The organism is Pseudomonas sp., assembly GCF_050739995.1.
Taxonomy (GTDB): domain Bacteria; phylum Pseudomonadota; class Gammaproteobacteria; order Pseudomonadales; family Pseudomonadaceae; genus Aquipseudomonas.
The window spans coordinates 20,736-37,232 of record NZ_JBOICG010000618.1 but is presented as its reverse complement, the minus strand read 5'-3'; the positions used below and the strand labels follow the sequence as shown (position 1 = coordinate 37,232).

Here is a 16,497-nt window from a genome sequence, read left to right as displayed (position 1 = left end):
CCTCGGTCTTTCTGAAACACTGTGGTGTCCTTGTTGGGGCCGCTACGCAGCCCAGCGCGGGGCAAGCCCGCTCACTACAGATGCTGCGCTTGATACCCCACCGCTTAACTGACTGGCATTAGGGCTTGCCCCGCGCTGGGGGGCGCAGCCGCCCTAAAACCAGGCACCTCGGTCTTTCTGAAATACTGTGGTGTCCTTGTTGGGGCCGCTACGCAGCCCAGCGCGGGGCAAGCCCGCTCACTACAAGGGTGTTGTTTTGAATTTAGTCCATACACGCATCCGTGCGCGCATATCGGCCTGGGGGATGTCCTTGCCGGCAATCAGCCGCTCAAAGGTTGTCGCCTCCGGGTATATATCGGGGTTATCGCGCATGAGCGCCTCCACCGACGGGCGGGCCTTGGCGTTGGCCGTGGGGTAACCGGTGAAGTTGCTGATGGCGGCCATGTTCTCGGGGCGCATCACGAAATTGATGAACGCGTAGGCATATTCCGGGTGCTGCGCGTCGACGGGAATGGCCATGGTGTCCATCCACACCGTCGTGCCCTCGCGCGGGATGTGGTACCCGAAGGTCACCCGCTTGCCCGCCGCATCGGCGGCGCGCTGGGCCTGGGTCATATCGCCGCTGTAGCCGAGGGACAGGCACAGGTCGCCGTTGACCAGGTCGGTCACCGGCTGCGACTGGAACTTGCGGATGTATGGCCGCAGCTTGAGCAACAGCTCGCTGGCGGCGGCCAGGTCTTCGCGCTTGGCGCTGCGCGGGTCGCGCCCCAGGTAGTTGAGCACCACGGCCAGCACTTCGTCCGGTGAGTCGATCAGCGAGATACCGCAATCGGCAAACTTGGCGGCATTCTCCGGTTTGAACAGCAAATCCAGGCTGTTGACCGGCGCATTCGGCAACCGCTGCTCGATCTTCTGGGTGTTGTAGGTCAAACCGATGGTGCCCCAGGTGTAGGGCACCGTGGCTTTGTTCGAGTTGACGTAATGGCTGCGCAGTTGCTGCAGGCCCGGTTCGATATCGTTCAGCGCGGTGAGCTTGGCGGGGTCCAACGGCTGCAGGCTACCGGCGCGCATCAGGCGCTCGGCCACGGTGTCGCCGGGAAAGATCAGGTCGTAGCCACTGCCGCCCGCCATCAACTTGGCTTCCAGGGTTTCGCTGCCGTCCATTACGTCATAGATCACCTGGATACCGGTTTCGGCGCTGAATCTGGACAGGGTGTCAGCCGCGAAGTAATCCGCCCAGTTGTACAGCTTGAGGGTTTTATCATCGGCCGAGGCGCAGGTGGCACTGAGCACCAGGGTGCAGATCAGGAGTCGTTTCATGATGGGCGACCGTCCAGCGTCAGCAGCGCGCCGTACATGTCCGGACGGCGATCACGGAAGATGCCCCATGTCAGGCGCTCTTCGCGCATTGCCGACAGGTCCAGGCTGTGTACCCATACGCCAGTGGAGTCGCGGTCAGCCTCGGCCAACAGCTTGCCTTTGTGGTCGCAAATAAACGATGAACCGTAAAAGTCCATTTGCAGTTCGGCATCGCTGGTCGCCACCTCGCGCCCGACCCGGTTGGCCGCCACCACCGGCAGGATGTTCGCTGCGGCATGGCCGCGCATGGTCATCTGCCAGTGATCACGGGAATCGAGGGTAGCGCAGCCCGGCTCCGAACCGATGGCGGTGGGAAACAGCAGCACTTCGGCGCCCTGCAAAGCCAGGCAGCGGGCGGTCTCGGGGAACCACTGGTCCCAGCAGATGCCGATACCCAGGCGTCCGAACGCCGTGTCCCACACGCGAAAACCGGTGTCGCCGGGGCTGAAATACTCTTTCTCCTGGTAGCCAATGGCATTGGGTATATGGGTTTTGCGGTACACACCCAACAACTGTCCGTCGGCATCGGCCACGCTCAGGGAGTTGAAGAAGGCATTGCCGGCTTTTTCGAACCAGCTCAATGGCAACACCACACCCAACTCCTTGGCCAGGGCGGCGAAGCGTTTGAGCACAGGGCTGTGTTGATATTCCTCGGCCAGTGCCAGGTGCTTGTGCTGCTGCTCGATGCAAAAATATGGGGTGGCGAACAACTCTTGCAGCAGGATGACTTGGGCGCCCTGTGCCGCCGCTTCACGCACAAGTTGCTCGGCGCGATCGAGGTTGCCGGGCAAGTCCCAGGTGCATGGCATCTGCGTGGTGGCAATCGTCAGCAGGCTCATAGCACGACTCCTTCTGGTTGTTGCTGGGTGATGCAATGCACCCCGCCGCCGCCATGGGCCAGATGGTTGATCTGCACCGGTACGATTTCCCGTCCAGGAAACGCCTGGGCCAATACCTCGGCGGCGACCTGGTCGGCGGCGATACCATAGGCCGGCATGATGATTGCGCCATTGGCGATATAGAAGTTGGTGTAGGAGGCGCAGAACACCTCAGCCTCGGTGTCGACCGCATCGCTGGCTTCATACAATTCAAGCATTTCAAAGCGACGTCCCTTCGCGTCGGTGGTCAATTCGAGGGCGCGACGGTTTTCGCGTACGACTTCGGCATACACCGAGCCTTGGTCGCGGGTCGCATCCACCAACAGCACGCCGGGGCGCGCGAAGGCGCACACACCATCGACATGGCCGTCGGTCATGTCACCGGTGACGTAATCCGGGTCGCCGGGCAGCCAGATGGTTTTCTTGATACCCAACAGGCGCGTGAAGATGTCCTCGATATCAGCCTTGGTCATGCCGGGGTTACGGTTGGGGTTGAGCAACACCGATTCGGTGGTGATCAAGGTGCCCTCGCCGTCCACGTGAATCGCGCCACCTTCGTTGCTCAACGGCGTGCCGAAACACTCCAGCTCGAGGTGATTGAGCACACGCCGCGCCAGGCTTTCATCCAGGTCATGGGCCGATTTTCCGCCCCAGGCGTTGAAACGCCAGCTCACCCCGGCCAGCCCCTGTTGCGGGTGGCAGATGAAAGTCGGGCCGGAATCGCGGCACCAGCTGTCGTTGACGGCCTGCTCGATCAGCTCGACCCGTGGCCCACACAGCGCCCGTGCACTGGCCAGGGCCGACGGATCGACGATCATCTTCACCGGTTCGAAGCGTGCGATGGCATTGGCCACCCGGGCGAAATCCTGCTGCACCTGGGGCAAGGTCACGCCCCAAGTGGTCTCCCACAATGCCTGGTTGTGGGGCCAGACCATCCAGGTCGCCGCATGTCGAGTCCACTCCGCGGGCATCCACCAACCATTGCTTGAATGTTCATTACGCTGCATGACAAGTACCTTTGAGTTAAGTCATTGTGTTCAGTGAAAACTGCCCACGGAGTCTTGGCATGCATGCTACGGTGGCTTAAAACGCCAAACAAACGATGGATTTTGTAGAAAACTGATTAGAGGAGCTTATCAGCATGCTTAATCACTGGCCGCCCCTCGGTACCCTGCGCGGCTTTGAAGCCGCCGCCCGGCTGGGCAGCTTCCACAAGGCCGCCGAAGAACTGCACCTGACCCAATCAGCGATCAGCCAACAGATCCGCAGCCTGGAGGCGTACCTGGAGCAGCCGCTGTTCTTTCGCAGCGGGCGCAGCGTGAGCCTCACCGACGCTGGTCATGACTTCCTCAGCACCACCCAGGCGCTGTTGCAGCAATTGGCGGTGGGCGTGCGTCGACTGGGGCAGTACCGCAAGCCCAATCAACTGGTACTCAACACCACGCCGACCTTTGCCCGCCATTGGCTACTGCCCCGGCTTGCGGATTTCCGCCAACAGCACCCGGAAGTCGACCTGTGGATCTTCAGCACTGACGAAGTACCCGACATGGCCAGCCAGACCATCGACCTGGCGGTGCGCGACGACATCAGCTCCCAGGCCGAATGCAGCTTCAAGGTGTTGCATGCCGACCGGCTGTTTCCGGCATGTCATCCCAAGGTGTTGCAGCAGCCCATCGACCAGCGCACCACCTTGCATGGCGAACGGGAAATGGACTGGAGCCATTGGGCGGTCGAAGCCGGGATCGATGTGGGCCAGCAGGGTCAGGGGCTGAATTTTTCCGACCCTGGCCTGTTGCTGGATGCGGTGTGCGCCGGGTTGGGCATGGGTCTGGTCAGCCAATTGCTCAGTCACCAGGCCCAGGCGGACGGATTGCTATCGCCTCTGGTCGAGGCCACTATTCGCGGGCCCAGTTGGGCGCTGTTGACCCATCGAGACAGTGAGAACGACCCTATGGCGCGCCGTTTCACCGCGTGGCTGCTGGCCCATTTACAGGTGGGTCCGGCATGAACGATCACCTTGAGGACATCCTCGCCGAGCAACTGGCCGTGGTGTTCTGCGGCATCAACCCCGGCAAAGGCTCCGCCGCCCTCGGCCAGCACTTTGCCAACCGCAGCAACCGCTTCTGGCGCACGCTGCACTTGGCAGGGTTCACGCCCCATGAGATTCGCCCCGAAGACGGCCCCACGTTGTTGCAGTACCGCTGCGGCCTGACCACGCTGGTGGAGCGGCCGACGGCGAGTGCGGGTGAGCTGGCGCGGCATGAGTTCCTGGATGCGGCGGCGGCGTTCGAACACAAAATCCGCGCCTGTCGGCCGCGCTATCTGGCCTTTCTCGGCAAGGCCGGCTACAGCGCGCTGTCCGGCCATAAGCAGATAGCTTGGGGGCTGCAACCGCAGTCACTGGGTAACACCTCGGTGTGGGTACTGCCCAACCCCAGTGGGCGCAACCTGGCGTTCAGCCTGGATCAGTTGGTACACGCCTACCGGGAGTTGCGTGAGGTCATTGCACACGCCGATCCGGAGCCCTTACTCTCTTGAGCCTAATACCCTGAGAGCAATGGAGGCTTCATGAAACTGATCGGCATGCTGGACTCGCCCTACGTACGCCGCGTGGCCATTTCCCTGGACCTTTATGGGGTGGACTTCGTCCATGAACCGCTCTCGGTGTTCCGCTCCTACAGCGAATTTTCCAAGATCAACCCGGTGGTCAAAGCGCCCACCCTAGTGCTGGACGATGGCACGGTGTTGATGGATTCGAGCCTGATCCTGGACTACCTGGAAACCCTGGCCCCGGCCGACAAGAAGTTGCTGCCCCCATCGCCCGCCGCCCGCGCCCGCGACCTGCAACTGCTCGGGCTGGCCCTGGCCGCCTGTGAGAAAAGCGTGCAGATCGTGTATGAGCACAACCTGCGCCCGACCGAGAAGCAACACGCGCCCTGGCTCGACCGCGTCAGCGGGCAACTGCTGGCCGCCTTTGAACTGCTCGACACACACTTGGGCCAGACCAGCGGTGACACACTCACCCAGGCTTCGCTGACAGCGGCAGTGGCCTGGTCTTTCAGCCAATTCACTGTGTCCTCAGTGGTGCAGGCCGATGCGTTTGCCAACCTGCAACGCCACGCCGAGCAGCTGGAACAGCATCCGGCGTTCAAACGCTACCCGATTGAGTAGGTTCACGGCACCGTCGCACTGGAAGGTGCGGCGACCGGCTCGTCCTCCAAATACACACAATCCTTGCCATTGCGCTTGGCGGCGTAGAGGTTTTTATCGGCCTCCTTGAGCACCGCCGACAGGTCGGCCCCCGCCACAAACGACGCCATACCTGCACTGCAGGTGTAGCTGTGGGGTGCTGCGACGCTACGCCGGATCGCCTGCAACAAGCCCAGGGCGAAGTCGCAGGCGAGCGCCGCGTCATCGCCCAACCACAACACGCCGAATTCTTCACCGCCGATCCGGCCAAAGCTGTGACTGCCTTTGGCGTTTTTCAGACAGGCCGCCATCGCACACAGGATCTTGTCGCCGACATCGTGGCCGTACAGGTCATTCTTGGTCTTGAAACTGTCGATATCCAACATCAAGAAGTAGCCGCTTTGGCCATCGGCGAGCAGGTGGTCGAAGCGTTGCATGAACGCGCGCCGGTTGAGGATAGAGGTCAGGTAATCAGTCTCTGCCATCACGCGGAACTCGCTTTCCACCAGCAGCACCGAGCGCAGGTTCTTCAGGTAGGAAAAGCTCAGGATAAAACCGATGGACACCGACGATACGCAAAACATCCACAGGTAGGTGTGCGCATCGGCATAGATATCCGTCTGCATCGGCGGCCACAGGATCAGCCATACCAACGTGGCGCAGATCAGATAGTCCTGGACACTGATAAACAAGATGGCGCTGCTGATGACCAGTGTGACCGCCAACGGCAAGACAAAAATGCGCAACTCGTCATGAAAGCCGATGACATAGGCAAACCCGGCCGCCAACACCACCACGTAAACCACCCCCAGCACTCGCCATAGGTGGAAATGCTCGGTGACGTGATGAAGGCGGCAAACCACCAGCAGGCAGACACTGAGGATCAACATGACCATGTCGAACTCAACGGCCGGATGAATCATCAGCAAACCCGCCCAGGCCACAATGCCTATCCCTTCAGCCTGGGTGACCGCCGGCGAGAGCAACCGGCGCATCCGGGGCCGCAACTTCAAGTGAGCAGGCATCGTTATGCTCCCATCTCAACGGCATGCACACCTACCGCAAATGAAAAAGCCATAAACCGCCGCACCAGGCTGGCAAACCGCGGCAGTACTTCCAACCGAGTCTTGGAGTGCACTTTGAAGTAGCCCTTTTCAACGCCCTCCTGAACCACTCGGATAACGTGGGTTTTCGACACTGAAAGTTGCTTGGCCAAGGCCAGGTAGGAAGATGAACGAAACCGTGCCCGTTGATTGTCCGGCGCAAAGGCATCGTTATAAATAGCGAGCATCAACATATGCCCGGCATCTCTTTTGACCAGCCAGTAACACTCGGGCAGCAATACATCGACGGTGAGGTCGGCAGCCAGGATAACGGCGAAACCTTTGAAGTAGGTGGCCAGGAATTGTTGATCATCCAACGCGTGCAGTTGTCGGAAGATGGCCCGATCAGGAAACATCGCTGCCAATGAGTGAGTAATCGACGTCAACATCAAACGCACTTCGCGGCAGGCTTCCTCCGACGGTGAATACACCCGGAAGCGGCTGTCTTCCGGATGCGGCGCAACGTCCATGAAACCCAGGGCGCGGAACAGCAGAAAGATCGACTCCAGGCTGTTTCGCGAGCAATAGCCACGCGTCACACAAAAGGCTTTGACCTCCGACAATAATGGCAGCGGCTTGCAGAAGTATTCACTCAACAAGGCAAAAGACACCATCAAACGGCTGTATTTGAGTGCGCTCTTGTAGAAAAACGGCCGTTTTGAATAGGGGCCCAACTGCACCGTGTAATGCGCCCGGATGAAACTTTCAAAATCCACATGGCGTTCGAGCTCCTGCGCCGTGTGACAGATGGCCAACTTCAACGAACTGACGTGCATGAATGAGCCCTGATCACCAACAATCTTCCACTGATCTCGGCCACGAAGTTCCGTGACCCGGTCCCAAAACAAATCACGTCGTAGAACTTCAGGTAATGGCGCTTTGCCTGATGGCGCAATGTACAGCGATTGGCTGACCAGACGTCATCACTACCAAAGTTGTTCCAAAGTCCTGATCGCCTACAAGCCAGATACTTCTTGTGACATTTTTCCTCACTCAAGCCTTGCACTTATTGAATAAGCGGCTCTAAGCGCTGAATTAGCTAACGTTTCATCGACGGCGCACGTACGGATCAAGGCACTGTCGACCATGCCCTCTGCGAAACCCTCGAGAGAAATCTGCAACCCATGCAGCATGATGCTCTGGGCCTGAAGCCGGGCATCATCGCCGAGACGGTAAAAGACTATTACCGCGCACAATGTACTAACTGGTTACTTATGTTGCTAAAATCGCGTCTTTGCCTCTCACCTTCGAGCATTGATCGATATGAAACGAGCATCGTGCGCCGCTGGCGCCTCTAGATTTCTCCTGCTGGGCCTGGGCGTCATCATCGCCCTGCTCGGCGTGGCACTGGCCGTGGGCGGCGCCAAACTGGTCAGCCTGGGCGGTTCCTGGTACTTCCTGATCGGCGGCGTGGCGATGGCTGTTGCCGGGCTGCTGATCGCCCGACGCAAACCCGCCGGCGCCTGGTTGTTCGCCACGTTCCTGGTGGGCACCGCCCTGTGGGCGATTGCGGATGTGGGCCTGGTGTTCTGGCCGCTGTTCTCGCGGGTATTCATGTTCGCCGTGATCGGCGTGGCCGTGGCGTTGGTGTATCCGCTGCTGGTGAGCCGGCCTGCACGTGGGGCCTATGGCATCGCTGCCGTGCTGGCCGTGGGCGTGGCGGTGGCGGCAGGCAACATGTTTGTCGCCCACCCAAGCGTGGCGCCAACCGGTAAAGGCCCTGGCATCACGCCGGTCGCCGCCGCCGACGCACAAAAAGACTGGGCACACTACGGCAATACCGAAGGCGGCAGCCGCTTTGCCGCGCTGGACCAGATCAATCGCGATACCGTCAACAAGCTCAAGGTGGCCTGGACCTACCACACGGGTGACGTGGCCATCAGCGACGGCAACGGTGCCGAGGACCAACTGACACCCCTGCAGATCGGCAACAAGGTGTTCATCTGCACGCCACACAACAACCTGATCGCATTGGATGCCGACACCGGCAAAGAGCTGTGGAAGAACGAGGTCAATGCCAAATCGGCGGTATGGCAGCGCTGCCGTGGCATGGCCTATTTCGACGCCACCGCGCCGATTGCCCAACCGAGCCAGCCGAACAGTTCGCCGATCCTCGCGGCCAGCGTGCCGGCCGGTGCGCAATGCCAGCGTCGCCTGCTGACCAACACCATCGATGCGCGCCTGATCGCAGTGGATGCCGACACCGGCAAATTCTGTGAAGACTTCGGCACCCACGGACAGGTGGATCTTAAAGCCGGCCTGGGTGATGTGCCGGACAGCTACTACCAATTGTCCTCGGCGCCGTTAATGGCCGGCACCACCGTGGTGGTCGGCGGCCGCGTAGCGGATAACGTGCAGACCGACATGCCCGGCGGTGTGATCCGTGGCTTCGACGTCATCACCGGCCAAATGCGCTGGGCTTTCGACCCGGGCAACCCTGAGGACAAGAAAGCTCCGGCAGACGGCAGCACCTACGTGCGCAGCACGCCGAACAGCTGGGCGCCGATGTCCTATGACCCGCTGATGAACACCGTCTTCTTGCCGATGGGCAGCTCGTCCACCGATATCTATGGCGTGGAACGTACCCAGCTCAACCACAAGTACGGCGCCTCGGTGCTGGCGCTGGATGCCTCCACCGGCGCCGAAAAATGGGTGTACCAGACTGTCCACAACGACCTGTGGGACTTCGACCTGCCGATGCAACCCAGCCTGATCGACTTCACTCCACCGGGTGGCGACAAGGCTGTACCTGCCGTGGTGATCGGCACCAAGGCCGGGCAGATCTATGTGCTCGACCGTGCCACCGGCAAACCGTTGACCGACGTCAAGGAAGTACCGGTCAAGGCCGCCAACATCCCCAACGAACCCTACTCGCTGACCCAACCTAAATCGGTGGGCATGCCGCAGATCGGCGCGCAGACCTTGACCGAGTCGGACATGTGGGGCGCCACGCCGTACGACCAACTGCTGTGCCGCATCGACTTCAAGGGCATGCGCTACGACGGCCTGTACACCGCGCCGGGCACCGATAAATCCCTGAGCTTTCCGGGCTCCCTGGGCGGCATGAACTGGGGCAGTATTTCCACTGACCCGGTGCATGGCTTTATCTTCGTCAACGACATGCGACTGGGCTTGTGGATCCAGATGATACCGTCGCAGAACAAGGCCCAGGCCTCGTCCGGTGGCGAGGCACTCAACACGGGCATGGGCGCCGTACCACTCAAGGGCACGCCGTACGCTGTGAACAAAAACCGCTTCCTGTCGGTGGCCGGTATTCCGTGCCAGGCGCCGCCGTTCGGCACCCTGACCGCGATCGACATGAAGACCCAGAAAGTCGCGTGGCAAGTGCCGGTGGGTACGGTGGAAGACACCGGCCCACTGGGTATCCGCATGCACCTGCCGATCAAGATCGGCCTGCCGACCCTCGGCGGTACACTGTCGACCCAAGGCGGCCTGATCTTCATTGCCGGCACCCAGGACTTCTACCTGCGTGCCTTCAACAGCGGCAATGGTGATGAGATCTGGAAAGCCCGCCTGCCCGTCGGCAGCCAGGGCGGCCCAATGACCTACGTGTCACCGAAAACCGGCAAGCAGTACGTGGTCATCACCGCCGGCGGTGCGCGCCAGTCCACCGACCGTGGCGACTACGTGATCGCCTACGCCCTGCCTTAACCCTTTCTTGGCGCGGTGCCCCTGCACCGCGCCATTTTGCACGGAAGAGCCTGCATGATCCCCGCTTCTCACATTTCCTTTGGGCGCCTGTTGCTGGGCCTGGCCCTGGGTGCCGCCCTGCCCGTTCAAGCCGACGACACCACCCTGACCGGTGACTGGGGCGGCCTGCGCCGTGAACTCGACGAACAAGGCATCCGCTTTACCGGCGACTACAGCGGCGAGACCGCCTACAACGCCGACGGCGGCCAACACCGCTCGGCGCGCTACTCGCAGAACATCAAACTCGGCGCGCAGTTCGACCTGGGCAAACTCTACGGTTTCACCAACGGCGACCGCATCCAGCTGACCATCAACGATCGTCGCGGCAACAGCGCCTCCGAGGATTTGGTGGGCAACCGCCTGCCAATCCAGGAAAACTACGGCGGCCTCTACACCCGCCTCACCGAACTGAGCTACGAGCGCACGCTGTTCACCCCGGCCCTCAACGTCAAGCTCGGCTACATGGCCATGGGTAATGACCTCGGTGGCCTGGACAGCGGCATCTTGTGCAACTTCATGAACGCCGGTTTCTGCGGCCACCCGCTGAACATGTCCGGTGGCAGCGGCTGGACCAACTACCCGAATGCACGCCTGGGTGCGCGGGTGAAATACGACTTCTCACCCAACTGGCAACTGCGCGTCGCGGCGTTCAATGTGGACCCGGAAAGCAACGGCAACTCCAGCCGCGCCTGGCGCCTGGACCCGAAGCACACCACCGGGACCGTGGTGCCGATCGAGCTGGTGTACAAGCACGCCGGCCCCCTGCCGGGTGAATACAAGCTGGGTTATTACTACGACAGCTCCAACGTGAAACGCATCGGCAGCAACCAGGAGGTCAACGGTCGCGGCGGTCATTACCTGCTGATCGACCAGGCGGTGTGGGCTTCCGAGTCCTCGGCCGGCCGCGTGCTGCACGCCTTCGGCCAATACTCCGCAGCCAGCGAAGCGGCGTCGCCGTTCAGCAAGTGGTATGGCGCCGGGGTGGTGCTGTACAAACCGTTCGAAGGCAGGCCGCGAGACACCCTGGCCCTGGGGTATGGACGCGCCGTGCCCAACCCGCGCAGCCGCGATGTGCAGGAACTGGCCGCCGTCAACGCAGGGACGGACTATCCCAACCTGAACAATGCCGAGCAATTGATCGAGCTTAGCTACGGCTACCAGGCCACGCCGTGGCTGACCTTGCGCCCGGATGTGCAATACATCATCGAGCCGGGAGCGTTTTCAGGCGAGAACATCGACAATGCGCTGGTGCTGGGTTTGCAGGTCAAGGCGGTGTTCTGAGGGGCTAAGCACGATCAAATAAGACAGGGAGGCGGCTTGCTGGAAGATCTAGCCCCCTCCCACATTTGAACTACTAGCCTTGGATTACTTGGACACCGGCATCGCAAACTCCGCGCCCTGCTCGATACTCTCCGACCAGCGTTGCATGATCGACTTCTGCTTGGTGTAGAAGCGCACACCCTCAGTGCCGTAGGCGTGCATGTCGCCGAACAGGCTCTTCTTCCAGCCACCAAATCCGTGCCACGCCATCGGCACCGGGATCGGTACGTTGATGCCGACCATGCCTACTTCAATCCTGCGCGCAAATTCACGGGCGATGTTGCCGTCTCTGGTAAAACAGCTGACGCCGTTGCCGAACTCATGGTCGTTGACCAACTTGATCGCTGCGCCGAAGTCATTCACCCGCACGCAGGCCAGTACCGGGCCGAAGATTTCTTCGCGGTAGATGCTCATCTCTTGGGTCACATGGTCGAACAGCGTGGCACCCAGCCAGAAGCCGTTTTCCAGGCCGGCTTCAGAGGGCACATAGTCACGCCCGTCGAGCAGCAATTGCGCCCCGGCTTGCACACCTTGCTCGATGTAGCCGCTGATGCGCTCCAGTGCGGCGCGCGACACAATCGGGCCCATCTCGGCCTTCAAATCGCGGCCATCGGTGATGCGCAGTTGCTTGGCCCGCTCGGTCAAGGCGGCGATGACTTTGTCACCCACATCGCCCACCAGCACTGCCACCGAGATCGCCATGCAACGTTCACCGGCACTGCCGTAGGCGGCACCCATCAGGGCGTCGACGGTTTTTTCGATATCCGCGTCGGGCATCACCACCATGTGGTTTTTCGCGCCGCCCAGGCCTTGTACGCGCTTGCCGTGACGGGCGCCAGTTTCGTAGATGTATTGGGCAATCGGCGTGGAGCCGACAAAGCTTACAGCCTTGACGTCCGGGTGTTCGATCAGCGCGTCCACGGATTCCTTATCGCCCTGCACCACGTTGAACACACCTTTGGGCAAGCCGGCTTCGCGCAGCAGCTCGGCCATGAACAGCGAGGCGCTCGGGTCGGTTGGGCTCGGCTTGAGGATGAAGGTGTTGCCCGCCGCGATGGCAATCGGGTACATCCACATCGGCACCATCACCGGGAAGTTGAAGGGCGTCACGCCAGCCACCACGCCCAGGGGCTGGCGCATCGTCCAGTTGTCCATGCCACGGGACACCTGATCGGAGTGTTCGCCCTTGAGCAGGTTGGGAATGCCGCAGGCGAATTCGAGTATGTCGATACCACGGTCGACTTCGCCCTGGGCATCGGTAAAGACCTTGCCATGCTCGGCGACGATGATGCGAGCCAAGTCATCCTTGCGCTCACGCAGCAGGTGCAGGTACTCGAACAGCACACGGGCACGGCGGATTGGCGGGGTGTCGGCCCAACCAGCAAAGGCGGCCTGGGCAGCGGCGACGGCTTCGGACACGGTCTGCCGGCTGGCCAAGGCGACACGGCCGGTCTTTTCGCCGGTGGCCGGGTTGAAGACATCCTGATAACGGTCATCGCGGCTCACGCGCTGGTCGTTGATGTAGTGCTCGATGGTGCTCGTCATGGCGGTGGAATCCCAGGTCGGTTGCGATGGAAGTCACGATAGGCTTTCGATTTGTTCCGAACCAGAGCAAAATCCAGAACTTATTGTCCACATTGGCGAACAATACAATCATGGAAAAAGCCGAGATCGAGGGGCTCTGGACCCATATTCATTGGCTGTCGGTGCTGGAAGAACAAGGCACCTACACCGCCGCAGCGGCGCGACTGGGCGTGAGTAAGTCCGCGGTCAGCCAACGGATCTCAGACTTGGAGAAAGCCACTGGTACGCGGCTGGTCACCCGCACCACGCGCAGTGTGCGGCTGACCGATGCAGGGCTGTCGTTGACCCGGGAAGTGCGCAGCGCCTACGCACAGATCGCTCGCAGTTTCTCCTCGGTGCGCGACTCGGCCGGGGAGATTCGCGGCCTGGTACGCCTCACCGCACCGGTGGCATTTGCCCGGCAGCAGTTGGTGCCGCATCTATCGGAGTTTCTGCAGCTTTATCCGCAGGTGCGCATTCAGTTGGATGTGTCCGACGCTTTAAGTTCGCTGGCGGCCGAAGGCTACGACCTGGCGGTGCGCCATGGCTTCCAGGTGCCGGAAACCCATGTGGCGTGGAAGCTGTGCGACACCGCTTCGGTGCTGGTGGCGACCCGAGATTACCTACAACGCCACGGCGAACCGTGCGAACCCGGCGACCTCACTGCACATAATTGCCTGTTCTACCCACGGGGTGCCGACCAACCGGCCTGGACCTTCGAGCGCAACGCCGAACGCCTTACCGTGCCCATCGCCGGCAGCTTTGCCACCAACAACAGCGAAGCCCTGCGCGACTCGGCGCTCAACCACCTGGGTATCGCCCTGCTCCCGGATTTCAGTGCGCACGCCGCATTGGCCAACGGCACGTTGGTGCAGGTGCTCAAGGACTGGACGCTCAAAGGCGTGTTTGCCGATGAGATCTATTTGATCAGGCCGTACTCGCCCCATGTACCGAAGTCGGTGAGCGCGTTGGTCGGCTATCTGAAGACGCAATTGTCGGGGGGATTTTCGCAGCGTTGAAACAAGCAAGCGTGGGGGCGTCCCTGGACGCATCCACGCTTGGGTTGAGGGTTAGAAGTCCACCGAGGCCGACAGTTGCAGCGTACGTGGCGTACCCAGGCCACCGGACAATCCGCTGCCGTCGCCACCGTTGTACGAACCGATCCAGTAAGCGCGGTTAGCCACGTTCTCGACATTGGCGCGCAAGGTCACTGGCTTGGACATGACCTTGGTGGTGTAGCGGCCGCCCACATCAAACACGGTGTAGGACGGCAGCTCCATACGGTGGTCGTCGGTGACGTAGCGGCTGCCAACGTAGTTGGTGTTGGCGGTCAGGGTCAGCCCCGGCACCATCTCCAGGTCGTATTCAGCGCCCAGTTTGGCGATGATCTTCGGTACGCCGGTCACTTGATTGCCTTCGTTGGATTTGACCAACGCCTTGGTCAGCTCCGCCTGGGTATAGGACGCACCGCCCATCAGGCGCAGGCCGGGTCGGGCTTCACCGAAGAAACTCCATTCCACGCCACGGTTACGCTGCTCGCCGTTGGTGGCGTAAATATTGGTGACGGGGTCGGTGTAGGCGCTCGGTTTTTCAATCTGGAACACCGCCAGCGTGGTGGCGAAGGTGCCCAGGTCGAACTTGGCGCCGACCTCATACTGCTTGGTCTGGTAAGGGCTGAGGATTTCACCCGAGTTGGCGGCGCTGGTGGGTGCCGTGCCGCCTTGGGACAGACCTTCGATGTAGTTGGCATAGAGCGAAACATCGTCGGTAACCTTGACCAGCAACGCCGTCGCCGGCGACACCTTGCTGTCGCTGTAGCGGGACGTCTTGACCCGGGCCGGCGTCAAGCTGGCGCTTTCCACGGTCTGGTTGCGCCAGCCCACAGTCCATTGCACGCGGCCATCGAGGAACGACAGGGTGTCGAGGAACGCAAAACTTCTCAGCTTGGCTTCGCTGCGGGAGGTGACGGCGCCGTATTTGCCCAGGGGCGGTGTTGGGCCGAAGTCGAGGTTGTTGTAGTTGGTGACCACATAGTTGGGGATCATCAAGTCCTTGTAGCTCATCTCCGACTTGTACTGGGTGGCGGCCAACGACCAGGCGTGGCCTACCGGACCCGTATCGAAAGTGCCCTTGAGGCCGGCTTCTCCGGACTTCTGCGTGCCCTGCCCGTCAGAGCGATAAGCCAGCACGTTGATGTCTCCGGCGTTGTTGATCAGCGTGTCACGGGTCATCAGGGCATTACGGCCACCGTCGCGCTGACCATAGGCGGCAAACGCGGTGAGCGAGTCATTCAGGTCGGCCTCGCCACGGATCAACACGGTTTCGGTGTCGTTGATGGTGTAGGCCCAGTCCGGCGCCAGGGAGTTGTTGCCCTTCTTCGGGCTGGGCACTTTATTGACCGTCGGCGAGATGCCGAAAATGCCGAAATAGTTGGCGCCATCCAGGCGCTCACGCTGCTTGTAAGCATCCAGGGACAGGCGTACGCGCTCGGTGCGCCAGTCCAGGCCCAGGGCGTTGAGTTGCATCTTTTGCTGCTGGTCGTCCACGTTGGTGTCGCCATCGCGGTACACGCCGTTGTAGCGGATACCGAACTGGTTCTGCTCGCCAAAACGTCGACCCACGTCAGCGTGGGCACCGTACAGCCCGTTGGACTCGTAACTGGTGGTGATCCGCGTCAGCGGCTCGTCAGCGGCGCGCTTGGGCACCATGTTGATGCTGCCGGCGACGCTGCCATCGGGCGGCATGCCGTTGAGCAGCGCAGACGGGCCCTTGAGCACTTCGATGCGCTCGGCCAGTTCGGTCGAACCGCGCAGGTTCGGCGCCATGCCAGCCAAGCCGTTGAAGGTGATGTCGTTGGCGCTGGTGTTGAAGCCGCGGATGAAGAAGGTTTCGAGGATGGCCCGCTTGGACGGCACGTTGACCGACGGGTCGGTGGCGCCGATCACCGAGCCGATGTCCTTGGCCTGGTGGTTGCGCACGAATTCATCGGTGTAGCTGATGGCGTTGAACGGTGTTTCCATGAAGTCCTTGTTGCCCAGCAGCCCGATACGACCGCCCGTGGCGACCTGCCCACCCGCGTACGCAGGTGGCAGGTCGTCGGTGGCGAGCCGCTCGCCCTCGATGGTGGTTTCCGACAGCACCAGGCTGTTCTTTTCCGCTTCGGCCCGAGCCTGGGTGGCCGGCTTCGGTTCAGGCGCGGCCGACACTGCCAGCGAGCCGCCGCTCAAACCGAGCAACAAGGCCATCTGCACGGCGGAGAACGTGCGGTTCAAGGTAAACGGGAAAGTACGCGGTGTGGCCTGGGATAAATCAGGGTGGGCGCGAGTTGGGCGGCCGTGTTCCGACATGCTGGATTCCTTTCGATGCGAAGTATT

The 16,497-nt window shown here is 61.3% G+C and carries 13 protein-coding genes; 6 read left to right on the top strand and 7 right to left on the bottom strand.

The features are described 5' to 3' along the window. Nucleotides 1-240: 240 nt before the first annotated feature. From ACRESD_RS20885 to ACRESD_RS20875, 3 genes are read right to left on the bottom strand one after another with little or no spacing between them, the layout of a single operon-like run. Nucleotides 241-1,320 carry an extracellular solute-binding protein gene (locus ACRESD_RS20885; protein WP_431752640.1) on the bottom strand — a complete coding sequence of 360 codons (1,080 nt, stop codon included), beginning with the start codon at nt 1,318-1,320 and terminating at the stop codon, nt 241-243. Continuing rightward, nucleotides 1,317-2,198, bottom strand: a complete 882-nt coding sequence (aguB, locus tag ACRESD_RS20880) for an N-carbamoylputrescine amidase (protein WP_431752639.1) — start codon at nt 2,196-2,198, stop codon at nt 1,317-1,319. The genes ACRESD_RS20885 and aguB overlap by 4 nt, the downstream gene beginning before the upstream one ends. After that, entirely contained in the window at nt 2,195-3,244 is a 1,050-nt protein-coding gene (locus ACRESD_RS20875; protein WP_431752638.1) for an agmatine deiminase family protein, read from the bottom strand. Before ACRESD_RS20875 ends, aguB begins: the two co-directional genes overlap by 4 nt. A gap of 134 nt (nt 3,245-3,378) precedes the next feature. Between ACRESD_RS20875 and ACRESD_RS20870 the strand changes: the two genes are divergently transcribed. Genes ACRESD_RS20870 through ACRESD_RS20860 form a run of 3 tightly spaced genes read left to right on the top strand, consistent with a single transcriptional unit; the run spans nt 3,379 to nt 5,408 of the window. Then, nucleotides 3,379-4,245: a LysR substrate-binding domain-containing protein gene (locus tag ACRESD_RS20870; protein ID WP_431752637.1), complete on the top strand. Its 867-nt coding sequence runs from the start codon at nt 3,379-3,381 to the stop codon at nt 4,243-4,245. Then, nucleotides 4,242-4,775, top strand: coding sequence for a G/U mismatch-specific DNA glycosylase (gene mug / locus ACRESD_RS20865; protein ID WP_431752636.1), 534 nt, complete (start codon nt 4,242-4,244; stop codon nt 4,773-4,775). The genes ACRESD_RS20870 and mug overlap by 4 nt, the downstream gene beginning before the upstream one ends. 30 nt (nt 4,776-4,805) lie before the next feature. Continuing rightward, the gene (locus ACRESD_RS20860; protein WP_431752635.1) at nt 4,806-5,408 is read left to right on the top strand and encodes a glutathione S-transferase family protein; all 603 of its coding nucleotides are present in this window, start codon (nt 4,806-4,808) and stop codon (nt 5,406-5,408) included. A 2-nt stretch (nt 5,409-5,410) separates the two neighbouring features. On the opposite strand, the gene ACRESD_RS20855 is transcribed toward ACRESD_RS20860, so the two are convergent. Beyond that, a complete protein-coding gene (locus ACRESD_RS20855) occupies nt 5,411-6,451 on the bottom strand; it encodes a diguanylate cyclase domain-containing protein (protein ID WP_431752634.1) in 1,041 nt (346 codons plus the stop codon). A gap of 2 nt (nt 6,452-6,453) precedes the next feature. Further along, nucleotides 6,454-7,305, bottom strand: coding sequence for a hypothetical protein (locus ACRESD_RS20850; protein ID WP_431752633.1), 852 nt, complete (start codon nt 7,303-7,305; stop codon nt 6,454-6,456). Nucleotides 7,306-7,792: 487 nt separating this feature from the next. On the opposite strand from ACRESD_RS20850, the gene ACRESD_RS20845 reads away from it, so the two are divergent. Both ACRESD_RS20845 and ACRESD_RS20840 read left to right on the top strand, forming a co-directional pair. Then, a complete protein-coding gene (locus tag ACRESD_RS20845; RefSeq protein ID WP_431752632.1) occupies nt 7,793-10,201 on the top strand; it encodes a glucose/quinate/shikimate family membrane-bound PQQ-dependent dehydrogenase in 2,409 nt (802 codons plus the stop codon). Between the two features lie 54 nt (nt 10,202-10,255). Next, entirely contained in the window at nt 10,256-11,521 is a 1,266-nt protein-coding gene (locus ACRESD_RS20840) for a carbohydrate porin (protein ID WP_431752631.1), read from the top strand. 84 nt (nt 11,522-11,605) lie between these two features. Here ACRESD_RS20840 and ACRESD_RS20835 read toward each other — a convergent pair whose 3' ends face one another. After that, complete coding sequence (locus ACRESD_RS20835; RefSeq protein ID WP_431752630.1) at nt 11,606-13,105, bottom strand: CoA-acylating methylmalonate-semialdehyde dehydrogenase; 1,500 nt, start codon at nt 13,103-13,105, stop codon at nt 11,606-11,608. Between the two features lie 110 nt (nt 13,106-13,215). Here ACRESD_RS20835 and ACRESD_RS20830 point away from each other — a divergent pair, with 110 nt between their 5' ends. After that, the gene (locus tag ACRESD_RS20830; RefSeq protein ID WP_431752629.1) at nt 13,216-14,142 is read left to right on the top strand and encodes a LysR family transcriptional regulator; all 927 of its coding nucleotides are present in this window, start codon (nt 13,216-13,218) and stop codon (nt 14,140-14,142) included. Nucleotides 14,143-14,193: 51 nt separating this feature from the next. Here ACRESD_RS20830 and ACRESD_RS20825 read toward each other — a convergent pair whose 3' ends face one another. Then, nucleotides 14,194-16,470, bottom strand: coding sequence for a TonB-dependent receptor (locus ACRESD_RS20825; RefSeq protein WP_431752628.1), 2,277 nt, complete (start codon nt 16,468-16,470; stop codon nt 14,194-14,196). Nucleotides 16,471-16,497 lie beyond the last annotated feature (27 nt).

Excerpts from the sequence above, each read along its gene's own strand:
- ACRESD_RS20885 (WP_431752640.1), bottom strand. The coding sequence starts at position 1,320 with ATGAAACGACTCCTGATCTGCACCCTGGTGCTCAGTGCCACCTGCGCC.
- aguB (WP_431752639.1), bottom strand. The coding sequence starts at position 2,198 with ATGAGCCTGCTGACGATTGCCACCACGCAGATGCCATGCACCTGGGAC.
- ACRESD_RS20875 (WP_431752638.1), bottom strand. The coding sequence starts at position 3,244 with ATGCAGCGTAATGAACATTCAAGCAATGGTTGGTGGATGCCCGCGGAG.
- ACRESD_RS20870 (WP_431752637.1), top strand. The coding sequence starts at position 3,379 with ATGCTTAATCACTGGCCGCCCCTCGGTACCCTGCGCGGCTTTGAAGCC.
- mug (WP_431752636.1), top strand. The coding sequence starts at position 4,242 with ATGAACGATCACCTTGAGGACATCCTCGCCGAGCAACTGGCCGTGGTG.
- ACRESD_RS20860 (WP_431752635.1), top strand. The coding sequence starts at position 4,806 with ATGAAACTGATCGGCATGCTGGACTCGCCCTACGTACGCCGCGTGGCC.
- ACRESD_RS20855 (WP_431752634.1), bottom strand. The coding sequence starts at position 6,451 with ATGCCTGCTCACTTGAAGTTGCGGCCCCGGATGCGCCGGTTGCTCTCG.
- ACRESD_RS20850 (WP_431752633.1), bottom strand. The coding sequence starts at position 7,305 with ATGCACGTCAGTTCGTTGAAGTTGGCCATCTGTCACACGGCGCAGGAG.
- ACRESD_RS20845 (WP_431752632.1), top strand. The coding sequence starts at position 7,793 with ATGAAACGAGCATCGTGCGCCGCTGGCGCCTCTAGATTTCTCCTGCTG.
- ACRESD_RS20840 (WP_431752631.1), top strand. The coding sequence starts at position 10,256 with ATGATCCCCGCTTCTCACATTTCCTTTGGGCGCCTGTTGCTGGGCCTG.
- ACRESD_RS20835 (WP_431752630.1), bottom strand. The coding sequence starts at position 13,105 with ATGACGAGCACCATCGAGCACTACATCAACGACCAGCGCGTGAGCCGC.
- ACRESD_RS20830 (WP_431752629.1), top strand. The coding sequence starts at position 13,216 with ATGGAAAAAGCCGAGATCGAGGGGCTCTGGACCCATATTCATTGGCTG.
- ACRESD_RS20825 (WP_431752628.1), bottom strand. The coding sequence starts at position 16,470 with ATGTCGGAACACGGCCGCCCAACTCGCGCCCACCCTGATTTATCCCAG.